This is a genomic window from Pradoshia sp. Z5_111, from assembly GCF_058267535.1.
Window position 1 is genome coordinate 86,028 of the sequence record NZ_JBZCPQ010000003.1, and the last position, 19,175, is coordinate 105,202.

At 38.7% G+C, this 19,175-nt stretch carries 16 protein-coding genes; 4 read left to right on the forward strand and 12 right to left on the reverse strand.

Annotated elements, in window-relative coordinates; translation table 11 throughout:
- Positions 1 to 132: 132 nt before the first annotated feature.
- The 8 genes from AC4D4A_RS07295 to AC4D4A_RS07330 form a co-directional block, all read right to left on the reverse strand.
- The gene (locus AC4D4A_RS07295) at positions 133 to 684 is read right to left on the reverse strand and encodes a glycerol-3-phosphate responsive antiterminator (protein WP_490995282.1); all 552 of its coding nucleotides are present in this window, start codon (positions 682 to 684) and stop codon (positions 133 to 135) included.
- 108 nt (positions 685 to 792) lie between these two features.
- Positions 793 to 4,125 carry a YhgE/Pip family protein gene (locus AC4D4A_RS07300; protein ID WP_490995283.1) on the reverse strand — a complete coding sequence of 1,111 codons (3,333 nt, stop codon included), beginning with the start codon at positions 4,123 to 4,125 and terminating at the stop codon, positions 793 to 795.
- Between the two features lie 283 nt (positions 4,126 to 4,408).
- Complete coding sequence (locus tag AC4D4A_RS07305; protein ID WP_490995284.1) at positions 4,409 to 5,023, reverse strand: flavin reductase family protein; 615 nt, start codon at positions 5,021 to 5,023, stop codon at positions 4,409 to 4,411.
- A 15-nt stretch (positions 5,024 to 5,038) separates the two neighbouring features.
- Positions 5,039 to 5,647: an alpha/beta hydrolase gene (locus AC4D4A_RS07310; RefSeq protein WP_490995285.1), complete on the reverse strand. Its 609-nt coding sequence runs from the start codon at positions 5,645 to 5,647 to the stop codon at positions 5,039 to 5,041.
- Positions 5,648 to 6,345: 698 nt separating this feature from the next.
- Positions 6,346 to 7,599 carry a CDP-glycerol glycerophosphotransferase family protein gene (locus tag AC4D4A_RS07315; RefSeq protein WP_490995286.1) on the reverse strand — a complete coding sequence of 418 codons (1,254 nt, stop codon included), beginning with the start codon at positions 7,597 to 7,599 and terminating at the stop codon, positions 6,346 to 6,348.
- Positions 7,600 to 8,021: 422 nt separating this feature from the next.
- The gene (locus AC4D4A_RS07320; protein ID WP_490995287.1) at positions 8,022 to 8,945 is read right to left on the reverse strand and encodes a C40 family peptidase; all 924 of its coding nucleotides are present in this window, start codon (positions 8,943 to 8,945) and stop codon (positions 8,022 to 8,024) included.
- Between the two features lie 14 nt (positions 8,946 to 8,959).
- Complete coding sequence (locus tag AC4D4A_RS07325; protein ID WP_490995288.1) at positions 8,960 to 10,042, reverse strand: dipeptide epimerase; 1,083 nt, start codon at positions 10,040 to 10,042, stop codon at positions 8,960 to 8,962.
- Entirely contained in the window at positions 10,032 to 10,970 is a 939-nt protein-coding gene (locus AC4D4A_RS07330) for a S66 peptidase family protein (protein WP_490995289.1), read from the reverse strand. The genes AC4D4A_RS07325 and AC4D4A_RS07330 overlap by 11 nt, the downstream gene beginning before the upstream one ends.
- Before the next feature lie 624 nt (positions 10,971 to 11,594).
- On the opposite strand from AC4D4A_RS07330, the gene AC4D4A_RS07335 reads away from it, so the two are divergent.
- The 4 genes from AC4D4A_RS07335 to AC4D4A_RS07350 are packed head-to-tail and all read left to right on the forward strand — an operon-like array spanning position 11,595 to position 14,590.
- The gene (locus AC4D4A_RS07335; protein WP_490995290.1) at positions 11,595 to 12,725 is read left to right on the forward strand and encodes a helix-turn-helix domain-containing protein; all 1,131 of its coding nucleotides are present in this window, start codon (positions 11,595 to 11,597) and stop codon (positions 12,723 to 12,725) included.
- Complete coding sequence (locus AC4D4A_RS07340; protein WP_490995291.1) at positions 12,718 to 12,921, forward strand: PLDc N-terminal domain-containing protein; 204 nt, start codon at positions 12,718 to 12,720, stop codon at positions 12,919 to 12,921. The genes AC4D4A_RS07335 and AC4D4A_RS07340 overlap by 8 nt, the downstream gene beginning before the upstream one ends.
- On the forward strand, positions 12,921 to 13,823 hold the full coding sequence (locus AC4D4A_RS07345) for an ABC transporter ATP-binding protein (RefSeq protein WP_490995292.1): 903 nt from the start codon (positions 12,921 to 12,923) through the stop codon (positions 13,821 to 13,823). Before AC4D4A_RS07340 ends, AC4D4A_RS07345 begins: the two co-directional genes overlap by 1 nt.
- On the forward strand, positions 13,820 to 14,590 hold the full coding sequence (locus AC4D4A_RS07350) for an ABC transporter permease subunit (RefSeq protein WP_490995293.1): 771 nt from the start codon (positions 13,820 to 13,822) through the stop codon (positions 14,588 to 14,590). The genes AC4D4A_RS07345 and AC4D4A_RS07350 overlap by 4 nt, the downstream gene beginning before the upstream one ends.
- Before the next feature lie 86 nt (positions 14,591 to 14,676).
- Here AC4D4A_RS07350 and AC4D4A_RS07355 read toward each other — a convergent pair whose 3' ends face one another.
- The 4 genes from AC4D4A_RS07355 to AC4D4A_RS07370 form a co-directional block, all read right to left on the reverse strand.
- Complete coding sequence (locus AC4D4A_RS07355; protein ID WP_490995294.1) at positions 14,677 to 15,273, reverse strand: DedA family protein; 597 nt, start codon at positions 15,271 to 15,273, stop codon at positions 14,677 to 14,679.
- A gap of 46 nt (positions 15,274 to 15,319) precedes the next feature.
- Positions 15,320 to 16,318 carry a glycosyltransferase family 2 protein gene (locus tag AC4D4A_RS07360; RefSeq protein WP_490995295.1) on the reverse strand — a complete coding sequence of 333 codons (999 nt, stop codon included), beginning with the start codon at positions 16,316 to 16,318 and terminating at the stop codon, positions 15,320 to 15,322.
- 14 nt (positions 16,319 to 16,332) lie between these two features.
- On the reverse strand, positions 16,333 to 18,021 hold the full coding sequence (locus tag AC4D4A_RS07365) for a DUF6044 family protein (protein WP_490995296.1): 1,689 nt from the start codon (positions 18,019 to 18,021) through the stop codon (positions 16,333 to 16,335).
- A 294-nt stretch (positions 18,022 to 18,315) separates the two neighbouring features.
- A complete protein-coding gene (locus AC4D4A_RS07370; protein WP_490995297.1) occupies positions 18,316 to 19,098 on the reverse strand; it encodes an HAD family hydrolase in 783 nt (260 codons plus the stop codon).
- Between the last annotated feature and the right edge of the window lie 77 nt (positions 19,099 to 19,175).

A 19,175-nucleotide genomic window follows, 5' to 3' on the forward strand; every position in this document is an offset into this window, starting at 1 on the left:
AAGTATTCCTACTTATTAAGGAATACTGCCACCTGTGTCTCCATGTCTTTTCACATACTTATTAACTTAAACACAGTGTAAAACTATTTGTAAACGCTGTCAATTAAAAACGAAATAAATAGGGAATTCGACTCATTCCCCTGCAAAATACTGCCAAAGATCTCGTTTAGACGAGGTTATTGAGACAGCTCCAGCTTCAAGTGCTTCTTTCGCTTCTTCAACCGTTCGGATTAAACCACCCGCAAAAATGGGTAGCTGAATTTCCCCTGCAACTTCTTTAATCATATTTGGAAGTGCACCCGGAAGTACTTCAATATAATCGGGCTGTGATTTTTTAACCATCTTATAGCTGCGTTCGAGCGCATGGCTATCAATCATAAAGATTCGCTGGACAGCTAATGCCTGATGTTTTTTTGCTTCTTGGATAACCGCTGATTTTGTAGATATGACACCAAATGGTTTAAACTCCTGACAAAGATATTGAGTACCATATTCATCATTTTTTAATCCATTGATTAAATCCACATGAAAAAACAGCTGTTTATCTGCCATTTTGGCCATTTGAGTAATATGTTTGATTTGACCAAGATGAGTCTCTAAAATAACACCTGTTTTAAATTTCGATTGTAAAAACTTTTCAAAGTCCTTCATAGTTGAAGCTGCCGGTAATATTTTCTGATTCAATCTAATCTCTCCCATTTGGACCCCTTATTCATAGGTAAAAATCCCTTTCAATATAGAATACAATTAATCTATGTATTCTTCTACTAAAAGGGATTTATATGATTATGATTAACGTACTATTTCTGCATCCCCTGCTGATTCATTCTTCTTGAAAAAGGATAATCCAACAGATAATCCCGCAAACAGAACCAGGAAGACAACTAGTATCATTGCATTTCCAAACATCATACCGAAGTCATCCAGAGATACCAATGCACGGAATCCCGCAATCGAATAAGTCATCGGTAGGACAGTGCTTAGATCACGTAAATATTCAGGCAGCATATCGATTGGCAATGCAGATCCGGTAGTAGAAAGCTGCATAATCAAAAGTGCCACACCTATAAACAAACCAATGTTGCCGGCAAGCATAGTCAGGAAGAACACAATTGACATAAATGAAATACTCGCCAATACAGCAAACAAGATGAGCAATAGACTATTCGCAAATCCTGAGTTAACAAAGAATATGGTAAAGCCAGAAAGAAGAATCGCCTGACCAGCTACCAATGAAGCGAGCAAGCCAAATCTTTTGGAATACCATGCGAAGTTTGAGATAGCTGCATCCATTGGTTTTCTTACTCCAACAACCAACATCATTAATAAAACACCGACAAATAAAGCTAAAGATAATACATATGGAGCGTTTGCATAACGATAATACGGATAACTATTAATTTTTGAATCGATCAGCTCAACCGGAGAGGAGAACATGCTAATCGTTTCATCAGTAGCATTTATACCTGCCGTTTTTTCTGCTCCGTCGCCTAAACCGTTGGATAATTCAAGTGTGCCGTCTTTGATTTGACCGACACCTTTATCAATTTCAGTTACCCCTTCCTTCATTGTACCCCAGCCAGTGTTAACTGTTGCGTTACCATCAGCTACTTGCTTAGAACCGTCAAATAGTTGCTTAGATCCATCAACAGCTGTTTTCCAGCCAGCATTCACTGTGGCATTACCACCAGCCACTTCAGCAGCACCATTTTTCAACGTATTCAAAGATGTTGACAATGTACCCCATGCACTATTTACTGTTGCTGTTCCGTCTGCCACTTGCTTGGAACCATCATAAAGCTGTTTAGAACCTGCTACTGCGGTTTTCCAGCCATCGTTAACCGTAGCATTACCGTCCGCCACTTGCGCTGCACCTTTATTTAGCGTGTCTAAAGATGTTGTTAACGTACCCCATGCAGTATTAACTGACCCTGTTCCTGCTGCTACTTGTTTGGACCCTTCATAAAGCTGTTTAGAACCAGTGACTGCTGTTTTCCAGCCTTCATTTACGGATTTATTACCGGCAGATACTGTGGTAAGGCCATTATCCAAATCAAAAAGACCATTCGATAAGGTCGACCAAGATTGGTTAACGGTTGCCGTTCCATCTGCCACTTGTTGCGAACCATTGTATAAATCTTTTGATCCATTAACCGCTGTCATCCAACCGGTTGCAACTGATTCATTTCCTGCTGCTACCTCGGTTAGACCGCCTTTAATCGTCCCAACTCCAGTTGTAATGGCTCCCCAATTTGTATTCACTGTACTGGTTCCTGTTTCTATTTGCGCTGCACCTGCTGCTAACTCAGATGCTCCTGTAACAATTTTCTCTTGACCCGGTATAATTTGTTGATCAAAAGCACCTGCCAATTTTTGTACCCCTGGCTGCAATTTACCTGAAATGCCTGCAGATAAGGATTCAGCCCCATTTTTCAGACCATTTTCTTTCCTAATACCCTGATCAACTGCTTCTACCCCAGCCGCGACATCCTGGGCACCCTTTAATAACTTTTGAAAATCCGGATCATCTTTTATACCTGGATAGATTAGCGCTATCTTATCTCCTAACTGTTTTATTCCACCTGCTACATCACTTGAACCCTTTGCAAGAGCCGGTGTATTGGCAGCTATTTCATTTATGCCGTCTCTTAATGCTGCACTTCCATCTACCAAGGTTGGCATACTTCCATTGAGTTGATTTACACCATCTTGCGCTGACTTCAATCCCACTAACATATCAGAAGTTCCTGTTTTCAAATCTCCTGCACCTGCATTTAATGCTTTACCACCATCTGCAAGTTCCTGAATTTTACCACTATTACCATCTAACTGAGAATATAAAGCTGCTGATCCATCTTTTAGTTCATTTGCACCTTTTGCAAGTTTCTCAATATCAGAAGATTTTCCACTCATTGTTCCGTGAAGTTGATTTAAACCATTTTTAAGATCGTCTGACCCCTTAGCCAGCAATTCAATATCTTCTGTTTTCCCACTTACAGTTGAGTACATGACAGAGGAACCCTTCTTCAAGCTCTCTGTCCCATCTGCAAGTGCTTCAATATCCTTCTCCTTCGCACTAAATGTTCCTGATAAGGTCCCTAAACCATCTTCAATTGACTTTGATCCGTCTGCTAGTTGTTGAATTTCAGCGGCTTTACCGCCCACTGTTGAATAAATTAAACCTGATCCATCTCTGAGTTCAGCTGCGCCATCAGCAAGCATTGCAATACTAGCTGAACTTCCTGCCATTGTGCCATTCAACTGGCCCAACCCATCCTCAACCTGCTTCGACCCACTTGCAAGTGTATTAATATCACCGGTCTTACCACTTACGGATGAATAAATAAGGCCTGAACCATTACTAACCTGAGCTGCTCCATTTGCCAATCTTGCAATATCAGCAGATTTTCCAGCCATGGTTCCATTCAATTGACCGAGGCCTTGTTCAAGTTCTTTTGAACCGTCTGCAAGTTTTTGAATATCTCCTGTTTTTGTTGTTAATGAATCCAGTAGGGTTCCAGTACCGTCTTTCAGTTTAACAGAGCCTTCGTGAAGCTTTGTTGAACCATCCGCGCCAGATTTAAATCCTTCTGCTACATCACCAAGCTGGGCAAAAACTGTGCTGGTATAGGTAGCGGTGATTGTATCAGCAAGCTGCTCCTTAATTGTTCCTATAGCTGTTTTCGTTGCTGTTGCAGCTATAAAATGCAGCCCTTCATTCTGCGTATACTTTAGTTCCGGTTTTTCCGGATTTTCATCCATTACGGTTGCTACCTTTTGGGAAAAGTCTTCAGGAATCTCAATTACCATATAATATTCATTATCATTAAGTCCGCGATTTGCTTGTTCCTTACTGACAAATCTCCATCCCAGGTCATTCCCGTCTTTCAGTTTCGCTACCAAATCTCTACCAACATTGACTTCCTTGCCATCTGTTACAGTACCTGAATCATTATTCACAACTGCGACCGGTAAGTTTGATAGATTATCATATGGTCCCCAACTTGGCGTTAACATAATCAACCCATAAACTAACGGTACCAGTAAGACAGCAATTAACGAGATCCAAAAACCTCTCCTGCGACCGAGTTCTGACATCCGATTTCCATTACCTAAAGAGCTCATGCATTACCCCCACTTGTCTGATTTATCTATATTAAGGCGGTTATGAAAGCGCAACCACTCGTATACTGATTATATATTCTGAATATTTAGTAAAACTCCTTCTAGTAATTTAACAAATTTGTAAAATAATTAGATATTTTGTACCTTTTTTTAATTTACAATAAGAAAATCTTATGACTAAATTAAAGAAAAACTTATCATAAGTAGTCTTTTAGACCTTTTTTATTTCCAAAAGACTCCATAAAAAAACTTCCCTACAAGAGACGGGAAGTTTTCTAATCTATTATTTTGGTCTTTCCAGAACAAATTGTTCTCCAATCTTCATAAAATTTTGGCCAGCAAGCCGGGAAACAGGCTTGAGCAATTCTGTACGGATTGTGCCATCCTTGTAGATGGCTTCATCTATATGATAAAAAACAATATTACCGATTAATAGATCACAACCTGCATCTTCTGCTGTATGGCCTCCAAGCGGAATTACTTTATGTACGGTACATTCCATCCGAATTTTCGCAGGGCTAAGCCCTGGAACTCGTACATGAACACTATCTACTGTTTGAAAGGGCGATCCTTCTAGTTCACTTTGGTCCGGAGGTAATTCGGCTGCTGTCCAATTTGCTCCCTCTACGTTTTCTTCATCTGTAATATGGAGGACAAATTCACCCGAATCAATTGCATTTCTTGCTGTATCTTTTCTTTCACCGTTCCTTCGCTGGATGGATACAGCAATCAGCGGGGGATTTGAACTAACGATTGTAAAATAACTAAAAGGCGCAATATTTATAATTCCTTCGTTAGAAATGGTTGAGATAAGAGCAATCGGCCTGGGAACGATTGCCCCTGTTAAAAAGGTATAATTCTCTCGTTCACTCATTTCGGTTGGATTTAGCGATATCATCTAATCATCTCCAATTTATTTAAATTGCTGAGAAAACCATAAGCCTGCAGCCTCAACCTCTGATTGAGTCAACTGGTGTCCGTTATTTTCCCAATAAACCTCTACTTGGGCTCCGGCAGCCTTCAGCATTTCACTCAGTTCTTCTGTTTCTTCCGGTGGACAAATGGGATCGTTTTTGCCGGCACCTATAAAGATTGGCAGACCTTCCATTTCCGGTAGCTTCATTCCTCTTAACGGAACCATAGGATGATGCAAAATAGCTCCCTTTAATACATCCTGGTAATGAAAAAGCATACTGGCAGCTATATTAGCTCCATTTGAATAGCCGACTGCCAACACATTGTTTCGGTCAAATCCATACACGACTGAGGCTTCGTTTAAATAATCGTTTAGTTCCTTTGTACGAAACTTTAAATCTTCAACATCAAAAATACCTTCAGCCAATCTTTTAAAGAACCTTGGCATTCCATTTTCCGAAACATTGCCTCGGACACTTAAAACAGATGACTCAGGTGAAATCAATTGAGCAATCGGTACTAAATCATGCTCTGTTCCACCTGTACCATGCAGCATAAAAAGTGTTGGAAGTTTCATATTTGTTCCCTTTATAAAATAGTCTCTCATGCATATTCCCCCAATTGATCGCTTGAAACGTTCCAATTTATCCCTTGAATTCTTGAGATTCTTACCTCACAGGATTTCAATTCTATTAAGATCACTTTAAATTTATCTTGAAACTAGTATATTATAGAACTTTATTTATTACAAAATTGAGCAGCAAGGGTATTCCTCTATTAAAATAATCGATGAGGATAGAGGGCCATTATAGTGATTGTCCATAAAAGTATTCAGATAACCAACCAACGCAAAAAGGTCCTGATCAGCACGGAAAGACTCTGATCAGGACTATTCATTGATACCGATAATATGGTTCCACATTGTTACTTCTAACCTTTCTTTCAATCTGAGTTTTGTTTCTTTGGCTACAGGTTATTAAAATACCTTAGTAAGCCGCTAAATGTTATTGGAGTTTTTCGTTAGTTAATAAGCAAGCTCTCTACAGAAGGGGAGTCGGTATAGAAGAATCAATCGCTTCTAAAACATGAATCGTTTCATGTAAATCCTCCTTTGTTATTATCTCAAACTTCTTTCCAATACCCGACAGAGCACTCTCACATATTTCAATCCTAACCCCTCCTTTATAATAAAAAAGAGCCTATTTTATATAGGTCTCTCCATTCTTTTTCTACAGCTAAATTGCATCTTTTTCATATTTTTTAAAATGATGTAATTATAGATAAACAGCAGTTTATTATTATAAATTAATGTGAAAGTAAGAAATCAATCACCCGATCCGATGCTTTACCATCATTTAAATCACAAAACTTATCGTAAAATTCAGGATAATTTTTAACTTTTTTCCTAGCAATATCCTTCAACACTTCATACAATTCCTCTTCATTTTTACAAATTGGTCCAGCATGAAAATCCTTTAAATCAAAATAAGAACCCCTTAACGTTCCTACATAGTGGTCATAATCAGGTACGTAATAGATAACAGGTTTTCTACTGCAATACCAATCAAATACAATTGAGGAATAGTCAGTGATTAAAACATCTGCCGCGCACATTAATTCCGTCGCATCATCAAAACGGCTAACATCAATCACTCTATTAGAAAGATTCGATAAAGTTTTTCCGGAGCTACTCATATGATGAGAACGTATGAGTAAAACTGCATCCTTAGGAGCGTATTTTATGAATGTCTTTGGATCCAATAATAAATCAAACTCAAACATCGCGTTACCAATATGTTTTCCATCCCTCCATGTAGGAGCGTATAAAAATACAGGGGTAGAGTCACTTAGAATTCCCAAGTTGGTTCTGATTTCTTTTCTTTTATTCTCATACTTTTTATTTTGATAGAATATATCATTTGCCGGATAACCATACTCCAAAATAGGACCCTTGTATTTAAATGCTGATTTAAAAATGTCAGTTGAATATGTATTTGGTGTTAAGAGTGCATTCCATGTCGTTGATTTTGTATAAAATTCCGGGGTTGACCTCTTTTCTATAGGTCTTGATGTTAAATCCCAATGAAGTCTTTTAAAAGGAGTTCCATGCCATGTTTGTAAATAAAACGTTTCAGGTCTATGATACCAAAGAGGAAATGTTGTATTATTGACGATGAATTTAGACTGAGCCAACAGTTTGTAATACTCTTCACTTGCCCGTGATACTATTAAGGGATTACCAGGTATCTTAGAATCCCCTTCATAACACCAAATATAAGTTAAATCAGGGTACCTCTCAAGCATTCTTTCATAAATATAACGCGGATTTCCGGTATACTGTTTTCCTAGATTACTTTCAAAAAAGATCATCTCATTATTAATAGTCAGTTTTTCTACAGCATTTCGATACTGCCAAGGTTTACCATACCCACGATGCTCAGCTATTAAGTTAAATAACTCTGGATGATGTGGAAAGACCTTTTTCTTCAAATCATCTTCTGACATATTGGAAAAATAGTTAATAATCAGTCTCTTTAATTCATTGAAATCTTCATTCATTTACACCCCTCCATCCACCAATATATTTCAAATTTAAATAGGATCAATCTTTAACCTCTATATCTATTATTGCAATTATATACATTTTTGTAAAATACAAGCTTAACATATTAACTAGTGAAGACACTTTCCTTAATTCATGCTGCGAATGAAAATCATTTCTACCTCACAAAAAAGTGATGATGAAGGACATTGGAGTGAAATATGCTTTTCATGTCTAAAATAAAGGGGGCTAGCCTTATAATGTAACTGAAAATTTATTAAAAGCACTTCATTCTAATTAATATCTCACCCCATTAAATTACAATTGATTTAAGTCAGTAAACAATCTAGTCATATTTTTTATATGAACCATGACTTCGCTTGAAAGACTAATTTTCTATAATCAGACTTAGGTTGGTGCCAAAACGATTTAGCAAACTCTAATCATTGTAATTGGAGTATCTCCTTCCCATACATACCTCTTTTTCATATATAGTGCCATCAATCGGGATAATTTCAATTGATTTACCTGTATGTGGTGAATGAAGAAGTTTACCTTGTCCATAATAAATCCCGACATGATGAATGGCTCCTTTTCCATGATCATAGGCAAAGAAAAGCAAGTCCCCCCTTTGCACTTCATTTAAAGCAATCTGTTTGCCCTCCTGCGCCTGTTCACTTGCATCGCGCGGAATAGAATAGCCATTTGCCTTATAAATGGTATAGGTAAATCCTGAGCAATCATATCCATAGCTGCTCAGTCCACCCCACAAATAGGGCAAGCCGACAAATTGCTCTCCAGACATGACGATGTCTGCATTACTCCCTTGAACCTCCCTCTCTTGATTGTTAAGTAAAGCAATATCGTCTCTGTGTAAAAATCCAATACCTAAAGGTGTGTCTACAAGTATCTGTCCATCTTTTTCACCAAGATACGATAACCTTGTTTGATAGCTTAATACGAGGGTTTCTTGTGTTTTCTCCAGTGTAAGCAAAGCCTTCCGACTTGTAATCAAGGCAAAAGTGTCATTGGATTCAGGTTCATAATTCTCCAGCTGGCATAGAGGAACCCAGCCTGGATATCCTCTGGTATCTTTCTTTGAAGACTGCTCGATAGCGATGATATGGGCCCAGCCATGTTTGCATTCGAGCAGCAGGACCTGTTCCCCAAATAATAATTGGGTCTGGATTCTATTGGATTCGCATAAATCAAGCCGCTCAGCCTCATTCATAAATAGAAGCCATTCCTCCAATCGGACCGGATGGCTAATGGCTGGCCGATCAAGCTCTCTATAGGACTGATTAGTAGTCCAAACGGTTGCTACAGCTACATTAACAGTCATGATTTTAGGAGTATCTCCCACTTTGTGATCCCCTCTCACTTGAGCTGAATATTCCTGATACCTAATCCATCCGTTTCAGGTAACATAAATTTACTTCCATTATATTGTATGCCCCCTTCAACCAAGGAGCGGGATAACATGAGAGGGGCATCAAAATCATAGCGGGTAATATTACGTTTACTTACAGCAAGGTGAGCAGCAGCGGTTAAACCTAAATGCGTTTCAATCATACTGCCCATCATACATTCCATCCCTGCCGCCTCAGCTAATTGATTAATGTATTGGGCGTAAAAAATCCCCCCAGTTTTCATCAATTTAATATTAATCATGTCTGCACTCCGTGTACGAATGACCTCTAAGGCTTGCCTTGGGGTAAATACACTTTCATCTGCCATAATACATGTATTCACCTGATTCGTTACTTGTCTGAGCCCTTCCAAATCATCTGCCTTCACCGGTTGTTCCACCAATTCAATTTGTAAACCCATATCTTCCATACGGCTGATTGCCCGAATCGCTTCCTTCGCTGTCCATCCCTGGTTAGCATCCAGACGTATCGTAATCTCATTCCCCACACACTTTCTAATTTCTTTCACTCTGGCAATATCTTCATTTATATTACCGAGACCTACTTTAACCTTTAAGGTCGTAAAACCGCTCTTCACATATTCCAATGCCTCCTCCCCCATTACGTGAGGGATATCCACACTTACCGTAAAGTCCGTTTCAAGCTGAGAGCTTCTGCCACCTAAATACTGATAGAGAGGCAGCTTACTATTCTGGGCCAAACAATCATAAATGGCCATATCAATTGCCGCTCTTCCGCTTGAATTCCTTGTCATAATAGCGGAAAGATCATGAAAGATCTCTTCGAAACTCAAAATATCTTTTCCTATTAAATAGGGTTTAAAGAAATCGTGAATCGCTGTTTCTATTGATTGTAATGTATCACCAGTAATAACAGCAGTTGCGGTTGCTTCTCCCCATCCAACCAGGCCATTATCACATTGAATTTTCACATAAACAGAGTCAGCATTGTTTACATTCCGTAATGCTGTTTTAAATGGTTTAAGTAAAGGAACTTGTATACGATAGGTTTCAATATTACTAATCTTCATCAGCAATGCCGCTTTCAATGGTAAGTGTCTTCTCTATCGTGTTGATTTTGGCTTTCACGCCAAGTGGTACTCCGACATGTGGATTGCAATGGCCAATTTTAAATCCACTCATAGCTGGCTTATTAATCAATTTTGTATAGTGAGTCAACACCTCATCGAGGGTGAGTGTTCGTCTGCTTTTTGGCTCGCAATCGGCAAAATCACCAATGACTAGACCGGCAATATCATTTAACTTTCCAGCCAACCATAAGTGATTTAAGAAAATATCGATATTCCTTGGCTCTTCATAAATATCTTCTATTAGAAGTATCTTTCCCTTCGTATCTATTTCAAAGGGAGTCCCCAAGGTCGTTGTCATCAAGCTTAGATTGCCTCCTACTAATTCTCCCTCCGCTTCTCCCTCGATAATGGGGTGCAATGGAGAGATATCCTCTGTATAGATCAATTCTTCAGATTGAAACAGCTGTTTAAATGATTCCTTAGAGCGAGGATGAATATCTTCATTACCTAAATCAGATGCAAGCATAGGCCCGTGAAAGGTGACTAAGCCAGTCTTTTGTCGAATCGCCGTATGTATAAATGTAATATCGGAATATCCCCAGAAAATCTTTGGGTTATTTCTGATTACGTCATAATCGATGGCATCCGCAATTCGCGCCGTCCCATATCCTCCACAAGCACAGATAATGGCTTTTACATCTTCGTCCTTAAACATCGCTTCAAGATCTTCCACCCGATCAGCGTCTTCGCCTGCAAGATAACCATATTCCTTATAGATATGGCTGCCCATTTTTACAGTAAGACCTAAATCCTCTTCCAGAAAAGACAGTGCTTTTTGAAGGGCCTCCTTCTTCGGAGGACTGGCAGGAGCAATAACGCCCACTGTATCTCCCTCTTTGATACGTTTTGGTTTAAGTTGTTCTAACATCTTCTCACTCCCCAATTATGAAATAAAGGATGCTCTATTGAACATCCTTAAATTAGCCGAGAACTATAGGTTCGTTTCTTTATAGGAATCTTCAATACTAAAAATTACGATTCCTACAAAATAAAAAGCCAACTAAACTAAATGTATGTAAAATAAATCAGTCCTATTCAGTTCTATACCTAAAAACAACTAGCTTTTTGTGTAGATTTTTTTCCACATACCCTCCCTTATTTTCCTAATTATCAAATAATTAAAGCGAAAAGAAAACATAAAAAACTCATTTCTTCAAAGAGTTCCAAAAAGTACTTTTACCTTCCCTTATTCATAATAACAATAACCCATTTAATTTACATAAATAAACAACGATTTGGATGAACGATTATTAATTACCAAAGACAATAAACCTATACCTATAATAAGTAAGCCACTTGGAGATTGGATTTATGATTGGAGTTCCTGTTGAACTGACATTCATTGCATCATCATTACAAAACCCTAGGACTTATTAATTGTCGACTGTTTAACACAAAGTTTCTCGACAGTTGATTTTGTATCGAAAAATATCGTATTGCTCCATTTAGCTTTATAGCATCTATGGTTACAATAGGTATAGGAGGTAGTTGTATGTACTCATTAAATTTTTCGCATAACCTTGCTAACCTGCGCCGTAAAAAGAAACTCACCCAAAAGGAATTAGCGGATTTCATCGGCGTTACGAAAGCATCCGTATCTAAATGGGAAAATAAACAGAGCTTGCCGGACATCTTACTATTACCCCAGCTCGCATCCTTTTTAGATGTAAGTATAGATGAATTGCTGGGCTATGAAGCACAGTTGAGTCGTGAACAAATCCAAAAGCTATATGTGGAGCTTGCTTCTGACTATACAAGACTGCCCTTTAATGAAGTAATGAATAAATCAAGAGAACTGGTTCGCCGCTATTATTCCTGTTATCCCTTTTTACTCCAGATGTGCATCCTTTGGCTGAACCATTTTCCTCTCGCAAAAGACCAGGATGAGCAACAAAGAATTTTGCACGAAGCTGTAACACTTTGTGAGCATATTGAGGAAAATTGTAAAGTAATAGATATTTGTAATGATGCTATTACTGTGAAAGCTGTAATCAACCTCCAACTCGGTAAAGCTGCAGAAGTCATTGAAGCATTGGAGATGATGGCAGATCCGACTCGTATTTCTCACCAAAGTGATTCAATTTTGGCGCAGGCTTATTTGGCTGTCGGGGATTTAGAAAAAGCCAAAAGCTATACACAAATCAATATGTATCTACATTTGATATCGCTGATTGCAACTGCGGTCCAATACCTAGTCATTCATATGGATGACCCTGCAGTATGTGAAAAAACGATTAAAAAAACAGAAGGATTGATTCAGCTGTATGATTTAGTCACCCTGCATCCGAATAGCGCAGCACAATTTTTCTATCAGGCAGCACTTGTCTATATCACAAATGGAGAAAAAGAAAAGGCATTGGCAATGCTAAGGCAATATGTTCAGACAGCTCGAGTGCTTTTTACCCATAAGCACGCGATTCTCCACGGGGATACTTATTTTGACAGGCTGGATGAATGGATTAGCAAGCTTGACCTAGGGGCATCACCACCCCGAAATATGCGCCTTGTGGCAAAGAGTGTATTGGAGTCTTTTAAGCATCCATTATTTACAGCACTTCAAGACGATCTGGAATTTCAGAGAATACAAAGAGAACTTACGGAAGGAGTAAAATATTATGAATGAAATCAAAGAATTCTTACCCTTTATTATCCCTTTGGTTATTGCAGAATTTACATTGCTGGGTTTTACCATACATCATATTTTGACTCATAAGACCTATAAGCGCGGCAGTCGTACCATGTGGCTAGTTATCGTGATAATCGGCATGCAATTCATAGGACCCATTCTGTATTTCCTGCTGGGAAAAGAGGATGCATGATGAATATGTTAACTTTATCTCATGTTAAAAAGCGGTTTGGAGATAAAAAAGTATTAGAGGATGTCACTTTTTCTGTACCGGAGCATACTGTTTTTGGTTTTGTGGGTCAGAATGGTGCTGGGAAAACCACGACTATGAAAATCATTCTTGGCTTGCTGGAGGCAAACAGCGGAGAGATTACTGTTGGCGGAGAAAAGGTTCGCTACGGCGATACTCCTACAAATCGGCTTATTGGATATTTACCTGATGTACCTGAGTTTTATTCTTTTATGACTCCTATGGAATATTTGCATTTTTGCGGTGAGCTCACAGGGATGTCATCTTCGAGTATCAAGGCTCGTACCAAGGAGCTTCTGGAGCTTGTGGGACTCTCCAATGAGAAACGGCGAATCAAAGGATTTTCACGCGGCATGAAGCAACGGCTAGGAATTGCACAAGCGCTTTTCAACCGACCTAGGCTGCTGATTTGCGATGAACCTACCTCCTCTCTCGATCCTGTCGGAAGAAGGGAAATTCTAGATATTCTTACAGCAGCAAAGGAACATACAACCATTCTCTTTTCCACGCATATCCTATCCGATGTTGAGCGTATATGTGATGAGGTCGCATTCCTTCACGATGGAAAAATTGTATTCCAGGAATCAATGGAACAGTTAAAAAGAGACCATGCAAGCATCGGGTATGAAATTGAGTTGGAGTATCCTGAAGATACGGAAAAACTGCTTGCTGCTTTTCAAAGTATGAAAAAAAGTAATGAGAAACATCTATTGCTGGAACGAACTGACCAGGTACAGACAGAAGCTGTCCTACGTTTTATTTTGGAGAATCATATCCCTTTCCGCCGTTTCGAAAAGCAGGAGCTATCGCTGGAATCTCTGTTTATGGAGGTCGTCAGTAAATGAAATCTTTTCTAGCTTTTTTCAAAAAAGAGTGGATGGAATGGAGTCGAACAGGACGAATGCTCATTCTACTGCTAGTATTTGTACTTTTCGGGATTATGAATCCAGCCATAGCAAAGATAACTCCATGGATGATGGAGATGATGGCAGACTCTCTGGAGGGATCGGGTCTTGTCGTTACAGAGGTTACAGTAGATGCCTTAACCTCCTGGACTCAGTTTTATAAAAACATGCCAATAGCCCTGATTATTTTTATACTGCTATGCAGTGGATCCTTTACTTCAGAATATCAAAAAGGAACACTCATCCCTGTTCTGACAAAGGGTCTCTCTCGCTGGAAATTCATTATCGCAAAGAGCATGATGATATTTACATCATGGACAGCTTGCTATTGGATTTGTTTTGCTATCACTTATGCTTATAATGCTTTTTATTGGGATAATACCACCGCTATGTACACCAGCTTTGCAGCAATGTGTTACTGGATTTTCGGGCTTTGGGTGCTGTCATTTATGGTACTGTTTTCTACACTATCCTCCAGTAATACCACTGTTTTACTCGGAACTGGGGGTACTGTACTGGCGGTTTATCTCATCGGACTTTTCCCAAAGCTAGAATCTTTCACACCGATAAAGCTAACTGAAGCCATGAGTCTCCTGACAGGTCTTGAAGCACCGGGAGAGTTTGTCACTCCGATTGCACTATCTGCCGGCATGGTCGGAATATGCCTTGCTGTTGCGGTAACGATTTTCAAAACAAAAAAGATATAAGATATGTTAAAACAGAAGCCACTGTCAGGATTATCCGACAGCGGCTTCTGTTTCTCTACATTATATGAACTATATGTAAAATATTTTTAAAGTCTAATTTTATTTCTCGCAGGAGAGAACCAGTTTTTCCATGCAAGTACTACGATGAAAATCAAGAAAAAAATGACCGCAATGAAGCTCAAATACTTGAGACCAATCATATTTCCGAAATAAAATCCAATCGTCATATAAAGGGTTGTCCATAGTAAGCTTGCTAAAAATGCGAGTGAGGAAAATTTTGCATAGGGTAATTCACGTGTTCCTGACATATAGGGAGTTAGCTGTCTAATTCCCGGCAAAAAATACCCTATAACAACCATTTTATTTTCAAATCGATCAAACCTTGTATGCATACTCTGCCAGCGTTCCGGTGTGATTTTCACTAGATTTCCATACTTCTGGATAATGGATGTCCCAAGCTTCCTTCCAATCATATAGGTAAAAAACATGCCCACATTAGCACCCAATAGAGCAGCGCAAATGGCCCAAAGAAAATTAAGGTTTTGTTCAGCAATGACAGCACCGATAAAAATAACAAATGTTTCTTCAGGTGCAGGAATACCTACAATCCCGCAAAATAAAACAAAGATAATCACCCAGTATCCATACAGCTGTATATAATGTGTAATAGCATCAAGCGTCATGTAGTTTCCTTCCTGTTTTCAAACCAATGATACATATATATTCCTGTTAACGAGATTTATATTGATTTTCCTGGTTCGCCTGGTCTTTTTGATCTTCAGTATAGTTGTCCACATCAATGGCATATATCGGCCTTTGTTTAACCTCTTTAAAAATCTTGCCAATGTATTCACCCACTATTCCAATACCAATCAACTGCAGCCCGCCAATAATCCATAGAGAAATCATAATGGAAGTCCAGCCAGATTGTGTATTCCCCAGTGTTTTTTGAATCAGAGCATAGCTGCCTGCGACCACACTGATAAACAGCGTCAAAATGCCAATGTAGGTAACACAGCGTATCGGCGCAACACTAAAGGAGGTAATCCCATCAAGCGCAAATGAAATCATTTTCTTCAACGGATATTTAGACTCTCCCGCTTCTCTTTCCTTCCGATCATAAAAGACTTCAGCGGAGGAAAAGCCAATCATCGGAATCATCCCTCTTAAGAACAAATTCCGTTCCTTATATTTTAAGAGTTCTCCCAATGCACGCTTGCTCATTAATCTAAAATCTGCATGATTAGGAATTAGTTTAATTCCCAATTTACCCATCATACGATAAAAGCTAAGCGCTGTGGTCCGCTTGAATATAGTATCCTTCTTCCGCTGATCTCGGACCCCATAGACAATATCATATCCCTGGTTGTATTTTTCAACCATCTCTTTTATGACCTGAATGTCATCCTGTAAATCAGCATCGATGGAGATGACACAATCGGAATGCTTTTGAGCCGTCGCCAGACCAGCGAGCAATGCATTTTGATGACCCACATTGCCAGCTAATTTCAGGCCCTTGACTAACCTATTCTGTACACTCTCCATTTGTATTAAATCCCAGGTATCATCAACACTGCCATCGTCCACAAATAAAATAGCACTTCTTTCTGAGATTACACCGGAGTCCAATAACTCTTTTAGAATGGATGAAAGCTCTTCAGATGTTTTAGACAATACCTCCTGTTCATTGTAACAAGGCACAACAATGGTTAATACAGGCAGATTCATTATGAGTAACTCCTTTACATGACATGATATAGATAGATCTTCCACGCTGAATCTTCATGATCAAAAACATCCATCAATTCAAGGTTATTCTCCTCTGCATTCACAATAGGTACAGCTGAGATTATATATTGACCGCCCATTTCTTTCAGTACATTCGTATTCAACTCTAAATTTTTTATTGTTTTGGATGTATTTTTTTCGTAATCATATTTCTTTCCAAGCTCATCCACGAAAATATAACAACGCCCGCCCCATTTATCAAAATATTTTTTAAGCTGAGCGTTCTTATCCAGCTCACCCTCAATAATTTCTCGGAACTGATGCTTGTACGCTAATGGATAGTAATTGTTATACGTATCCAAGGTATAAAAGCCATTATATTGAGCAATGGCAGGATGTAATCCTATACTCACCACTCTGTACGTATCCTGAGGTTTTCCAATATAATCTTTAATCTCAGTAAATTGGTCAACAGCATAAAACTCCTTAAAAGTCGGTGCATTCAGTCTTCCATAATACACTTCCGGATTGTACATAAATAAGACAATCAGCTGAGCAACAATGACCCCTTTTGAAAACTGCCTCCATCCCCCTCCATTTTTCCAAAGAATGCGGCAGGACAGGGCAAACAATAAGTACAAAACTAACGGTCTCAGGAAATGAAAACGGGCAAAATTAAAATTATTTAAAAGTGAAATTTGTTCTTTCAAGGATGCCCATCCCTCATAAAACCAAAACGCATACCACGCAGACAAAATAAAATTCAAAATAAACAGCTGCACATAGCGTTTCTCACTTTTCCAAAGCTTATTCCGATAAATAAACCATAAAGCTATAAATGACACAGGCAAAATAATATATTGATGAAGCGTTAATACATGATTATGTCCAATTATGTAATTTTTAAATATAAGCCGTACAGATCGCGCAAATCCTAATGCTGAGCTGAAATATTCATCCCGGCTGTTGGGCTCTTCAGGAAATACTAAAGAATAAACCAAGCGATATTCAATCAACAAGTAAATAAAAGTCATTAAAGCAATACTGCCGAAGAACTTCCAATTAGGGTCTTTTTTCTTGATCCAATCATAAAGCCAAAGCAATCCCATAGCCACCAGGAAGAAAAAGAACCCCAGGACAAAGCTCGAATAAAAAGGCAGTAGGATTAAAATGAGCCAATCCGTCCATTTACTATCTCTGCCTCTAATATTTAAAAAAGCATACAAGGCTAATGGATGACCTAATGTTGCAAGCATTCCGGATGGCCAAAAAGGAGTCAAAGCAAAGGCCAGTGCAACGAATACACGAATAAAGCCATATTCCTCTTTTCTAACAAAATGCTTTTTAAGTAAGAGGTACATGCCTATAAACGCAAAGATCCTGGTAATCGCCTGACTGATTGAATATGCCGTCATGGATGGTATTAAATAATGGAGCCACTCAATTCCGCTGAATTCGGTTCCAATTGCATTCCTCGGCAAACCATTAATGATTTGTGGAATAGTCTCATTTATCGGCCCAAACAGCATTTGATTATCCTTCAGAACCTTATACCAAGCGATATTGGAATCTAAGTTATCATGCACCCGTATATGAGAATTTTCACCAAGTATAAACATCGGAGACAAATAAATGATCAGCAACACCGTCGCAGCTATCAATAACTTAGTTTCCTCAGTCCATTTATTTCTTAATTCCCCCACAGCTATACACCGACTTTTCAAGATATATTTAAACTAACCCACCAATAATTGTAAAATTGCAATGTACTCATGGTAGCTATTTACATATCCGATGTCAAGGAGCTATTGGGTCAATATGAATACTGATAGTCGCAAAAATAGGCACTTTTAAAATATAGTCTTACTGAAGTAAGTAAAGATAAATCATCACTACGAAAACAGCTAAAAGTAAAAAACCAATTCAACCCCGGGGTTTTACCCCTAAAGGATGAATTGGTCTCCGCGACACTTTGTAAAATTTAATTCAGGTCATAGTTATATTTCCTGCAGCAATGGTAGTAAATCTGCCAGTTTCTTAATCTCATAGGTAGGCTTCACTTGATCCGTTACTTTAAGATAGCGGTTTACCCAAACAGATCTTATTCCTGCCCGATTGGCACCGAGAATATCTGTCATCAGATTATCTCCAACCATTAGGACATCTTCTTTTTCAACCTCTAATAACCCTATAGCATGTTCAAAGAGTTCGGGAGCCGGCTTCCCTTGTCCAAAATCCCCTGAAATAACAATATGATCGAAATAAGGAGCTATTTCAGGTGTTATTTCCAGTTTTGTTGTTTGCAATTGCGGTGAGCCATTTGTCAGTAAAAGAAGCTTAACACATCCCTTTAATTGGTCCAGCACTTCAAAGGTATCCTCATAAATAAAGGGATGTTTTCTTCTTTCTTCAGGAAACTTTTCTGCTAATTCCTTGCCTAAATCCGCATCCTCTATTCCCAATGCTTTCAATCCATTCGTCCACGCATCCTTGCGATAGAGCGGCATAATTTGAGCCATTATTTGAAATTGCTCATGGTTGTCCTGAAAATCGCCCCATAACCCCTCAAATGGATTTATCCCAATCATTTGTGTAAATGCGAATGTTTCATAGGAGCTGTACAGTTTAGCGGCTTCCTTTCTTACTGATTCTTCCAGCTGCACTGGATCAATCTGATATTTGTTTATAGCCAACCTGCAGGTTACCCTGAAGGCTTCCTGAACACTTTTTTGATCCCATAACAATGTATCATCGAGGTCAAACATGATTGCCTTTACCATATCGGTTCCTCCGTCCCTGCATCAACCACTCCGGTTAGTATCCTATTAATATAGAAATGTTTTGTTCTTTCGTAAAT

What these genes read in the sequence shown, in the direction of transcription:
- AC4D4A_RS07310 (WP_490995285.1), bottom strand. Translation starts at nt 5,647, where the DNA reads ATGAGAGACTATTTTATAAAGGGAACAAATATGAAACTTCCAACACTT.
- AC4D4A_RS07345 (WP_490995292.1), top strand. Translation starts at nt 12,921, where the DNA reads ATGAATATGTTAACTTTATCTCATGTTAAAAAGCGGTTTGGAGATAAA.
- AC4D4A_RS07325 (WP_490995288.1), bottom strand. Translation starts at nt 10,042, where the DNA reads ATGAAGATTAGTAATATTGAAACCTATCGTATACAAGTTCCTTTACTT.
- AC4D4A_RS07330 (WP_490995289.1), bottom strand. Translation starts at nt 10,970, where the DNA reads ATGTTAGAACAACTTAAACCAAAACGTATCAAAGAGGGAGATACAGTG.
- AC4D4A_RS07370 (WP_490995297.1), bottom strand. Translation starts at nt 19,098, where the DNA reads ATGGTAAAGGCAATCATGTTTGACCTCGATGATACATTGTTATGGGAT.
- AC4D4A_RS07350 (WP_490995293.1), top strand. Translation starts at nt 13,820, where the DNA reads ATGAAATCTTTTCTAGCTTTTTTCAAAAAAGAGTGGATGGAATGGAGT.
- AC4D4A_RS07300 (WP_490995283.1), bottom strand. Translation starts at nt 4,125, where the DNA reads ATGAGCTCTTTAGGTAATGGAAATCGGATGTCAGAACTCGGTCGCAGG.
- AC4D4A_RS07315 (WP_490995286.1), bottom strand. Translation starts at nt 7,599, where the DNA reads ATGAATGAAGATTTCAATGAATTAAAGAGACTGATTATTAACTATTTT.
- AC4D4A_RS07360 (WP_490995295.1), bottom strand. Translation starts at nt 16,318, where the DNA reads ATGAATCTGCCTGTATTAACCATTGTTGTGCCTTGTTACAATGAACAG.
- AC4D4A_RS07305 (WP_490995284.1), bottom strand. Translation starts at nt 5,023, where the DNA reads ATGATATCGCTAAATCCAACCGAAATGAGTGAACGAGAGAATTATACC.
- AC4D4A_RS07340 (WP_490995291.1), top strand. Translation starts at nt 12,718, where the DNA reads ATGAATGAAATCAAAGAATTCTTACCCTTTATTATCCCTTTGGTTATT.
- AC4D4A_RS07355 (WP_490995294.1), bottom strand. Translation starts at nt 15,273, where the DNA reads ATGACGCTTGATGCTATTACACATTATATACAGCTGTATGGATACTGG.
- AC4D4A_RS07335 (WP_490995290.1), top strand. Translation starts at nt 11,595, where the DNA reads ATGTACTCATTAAATTTTTCGCATAACCTTGCTAACCTGCGCCGTAAA.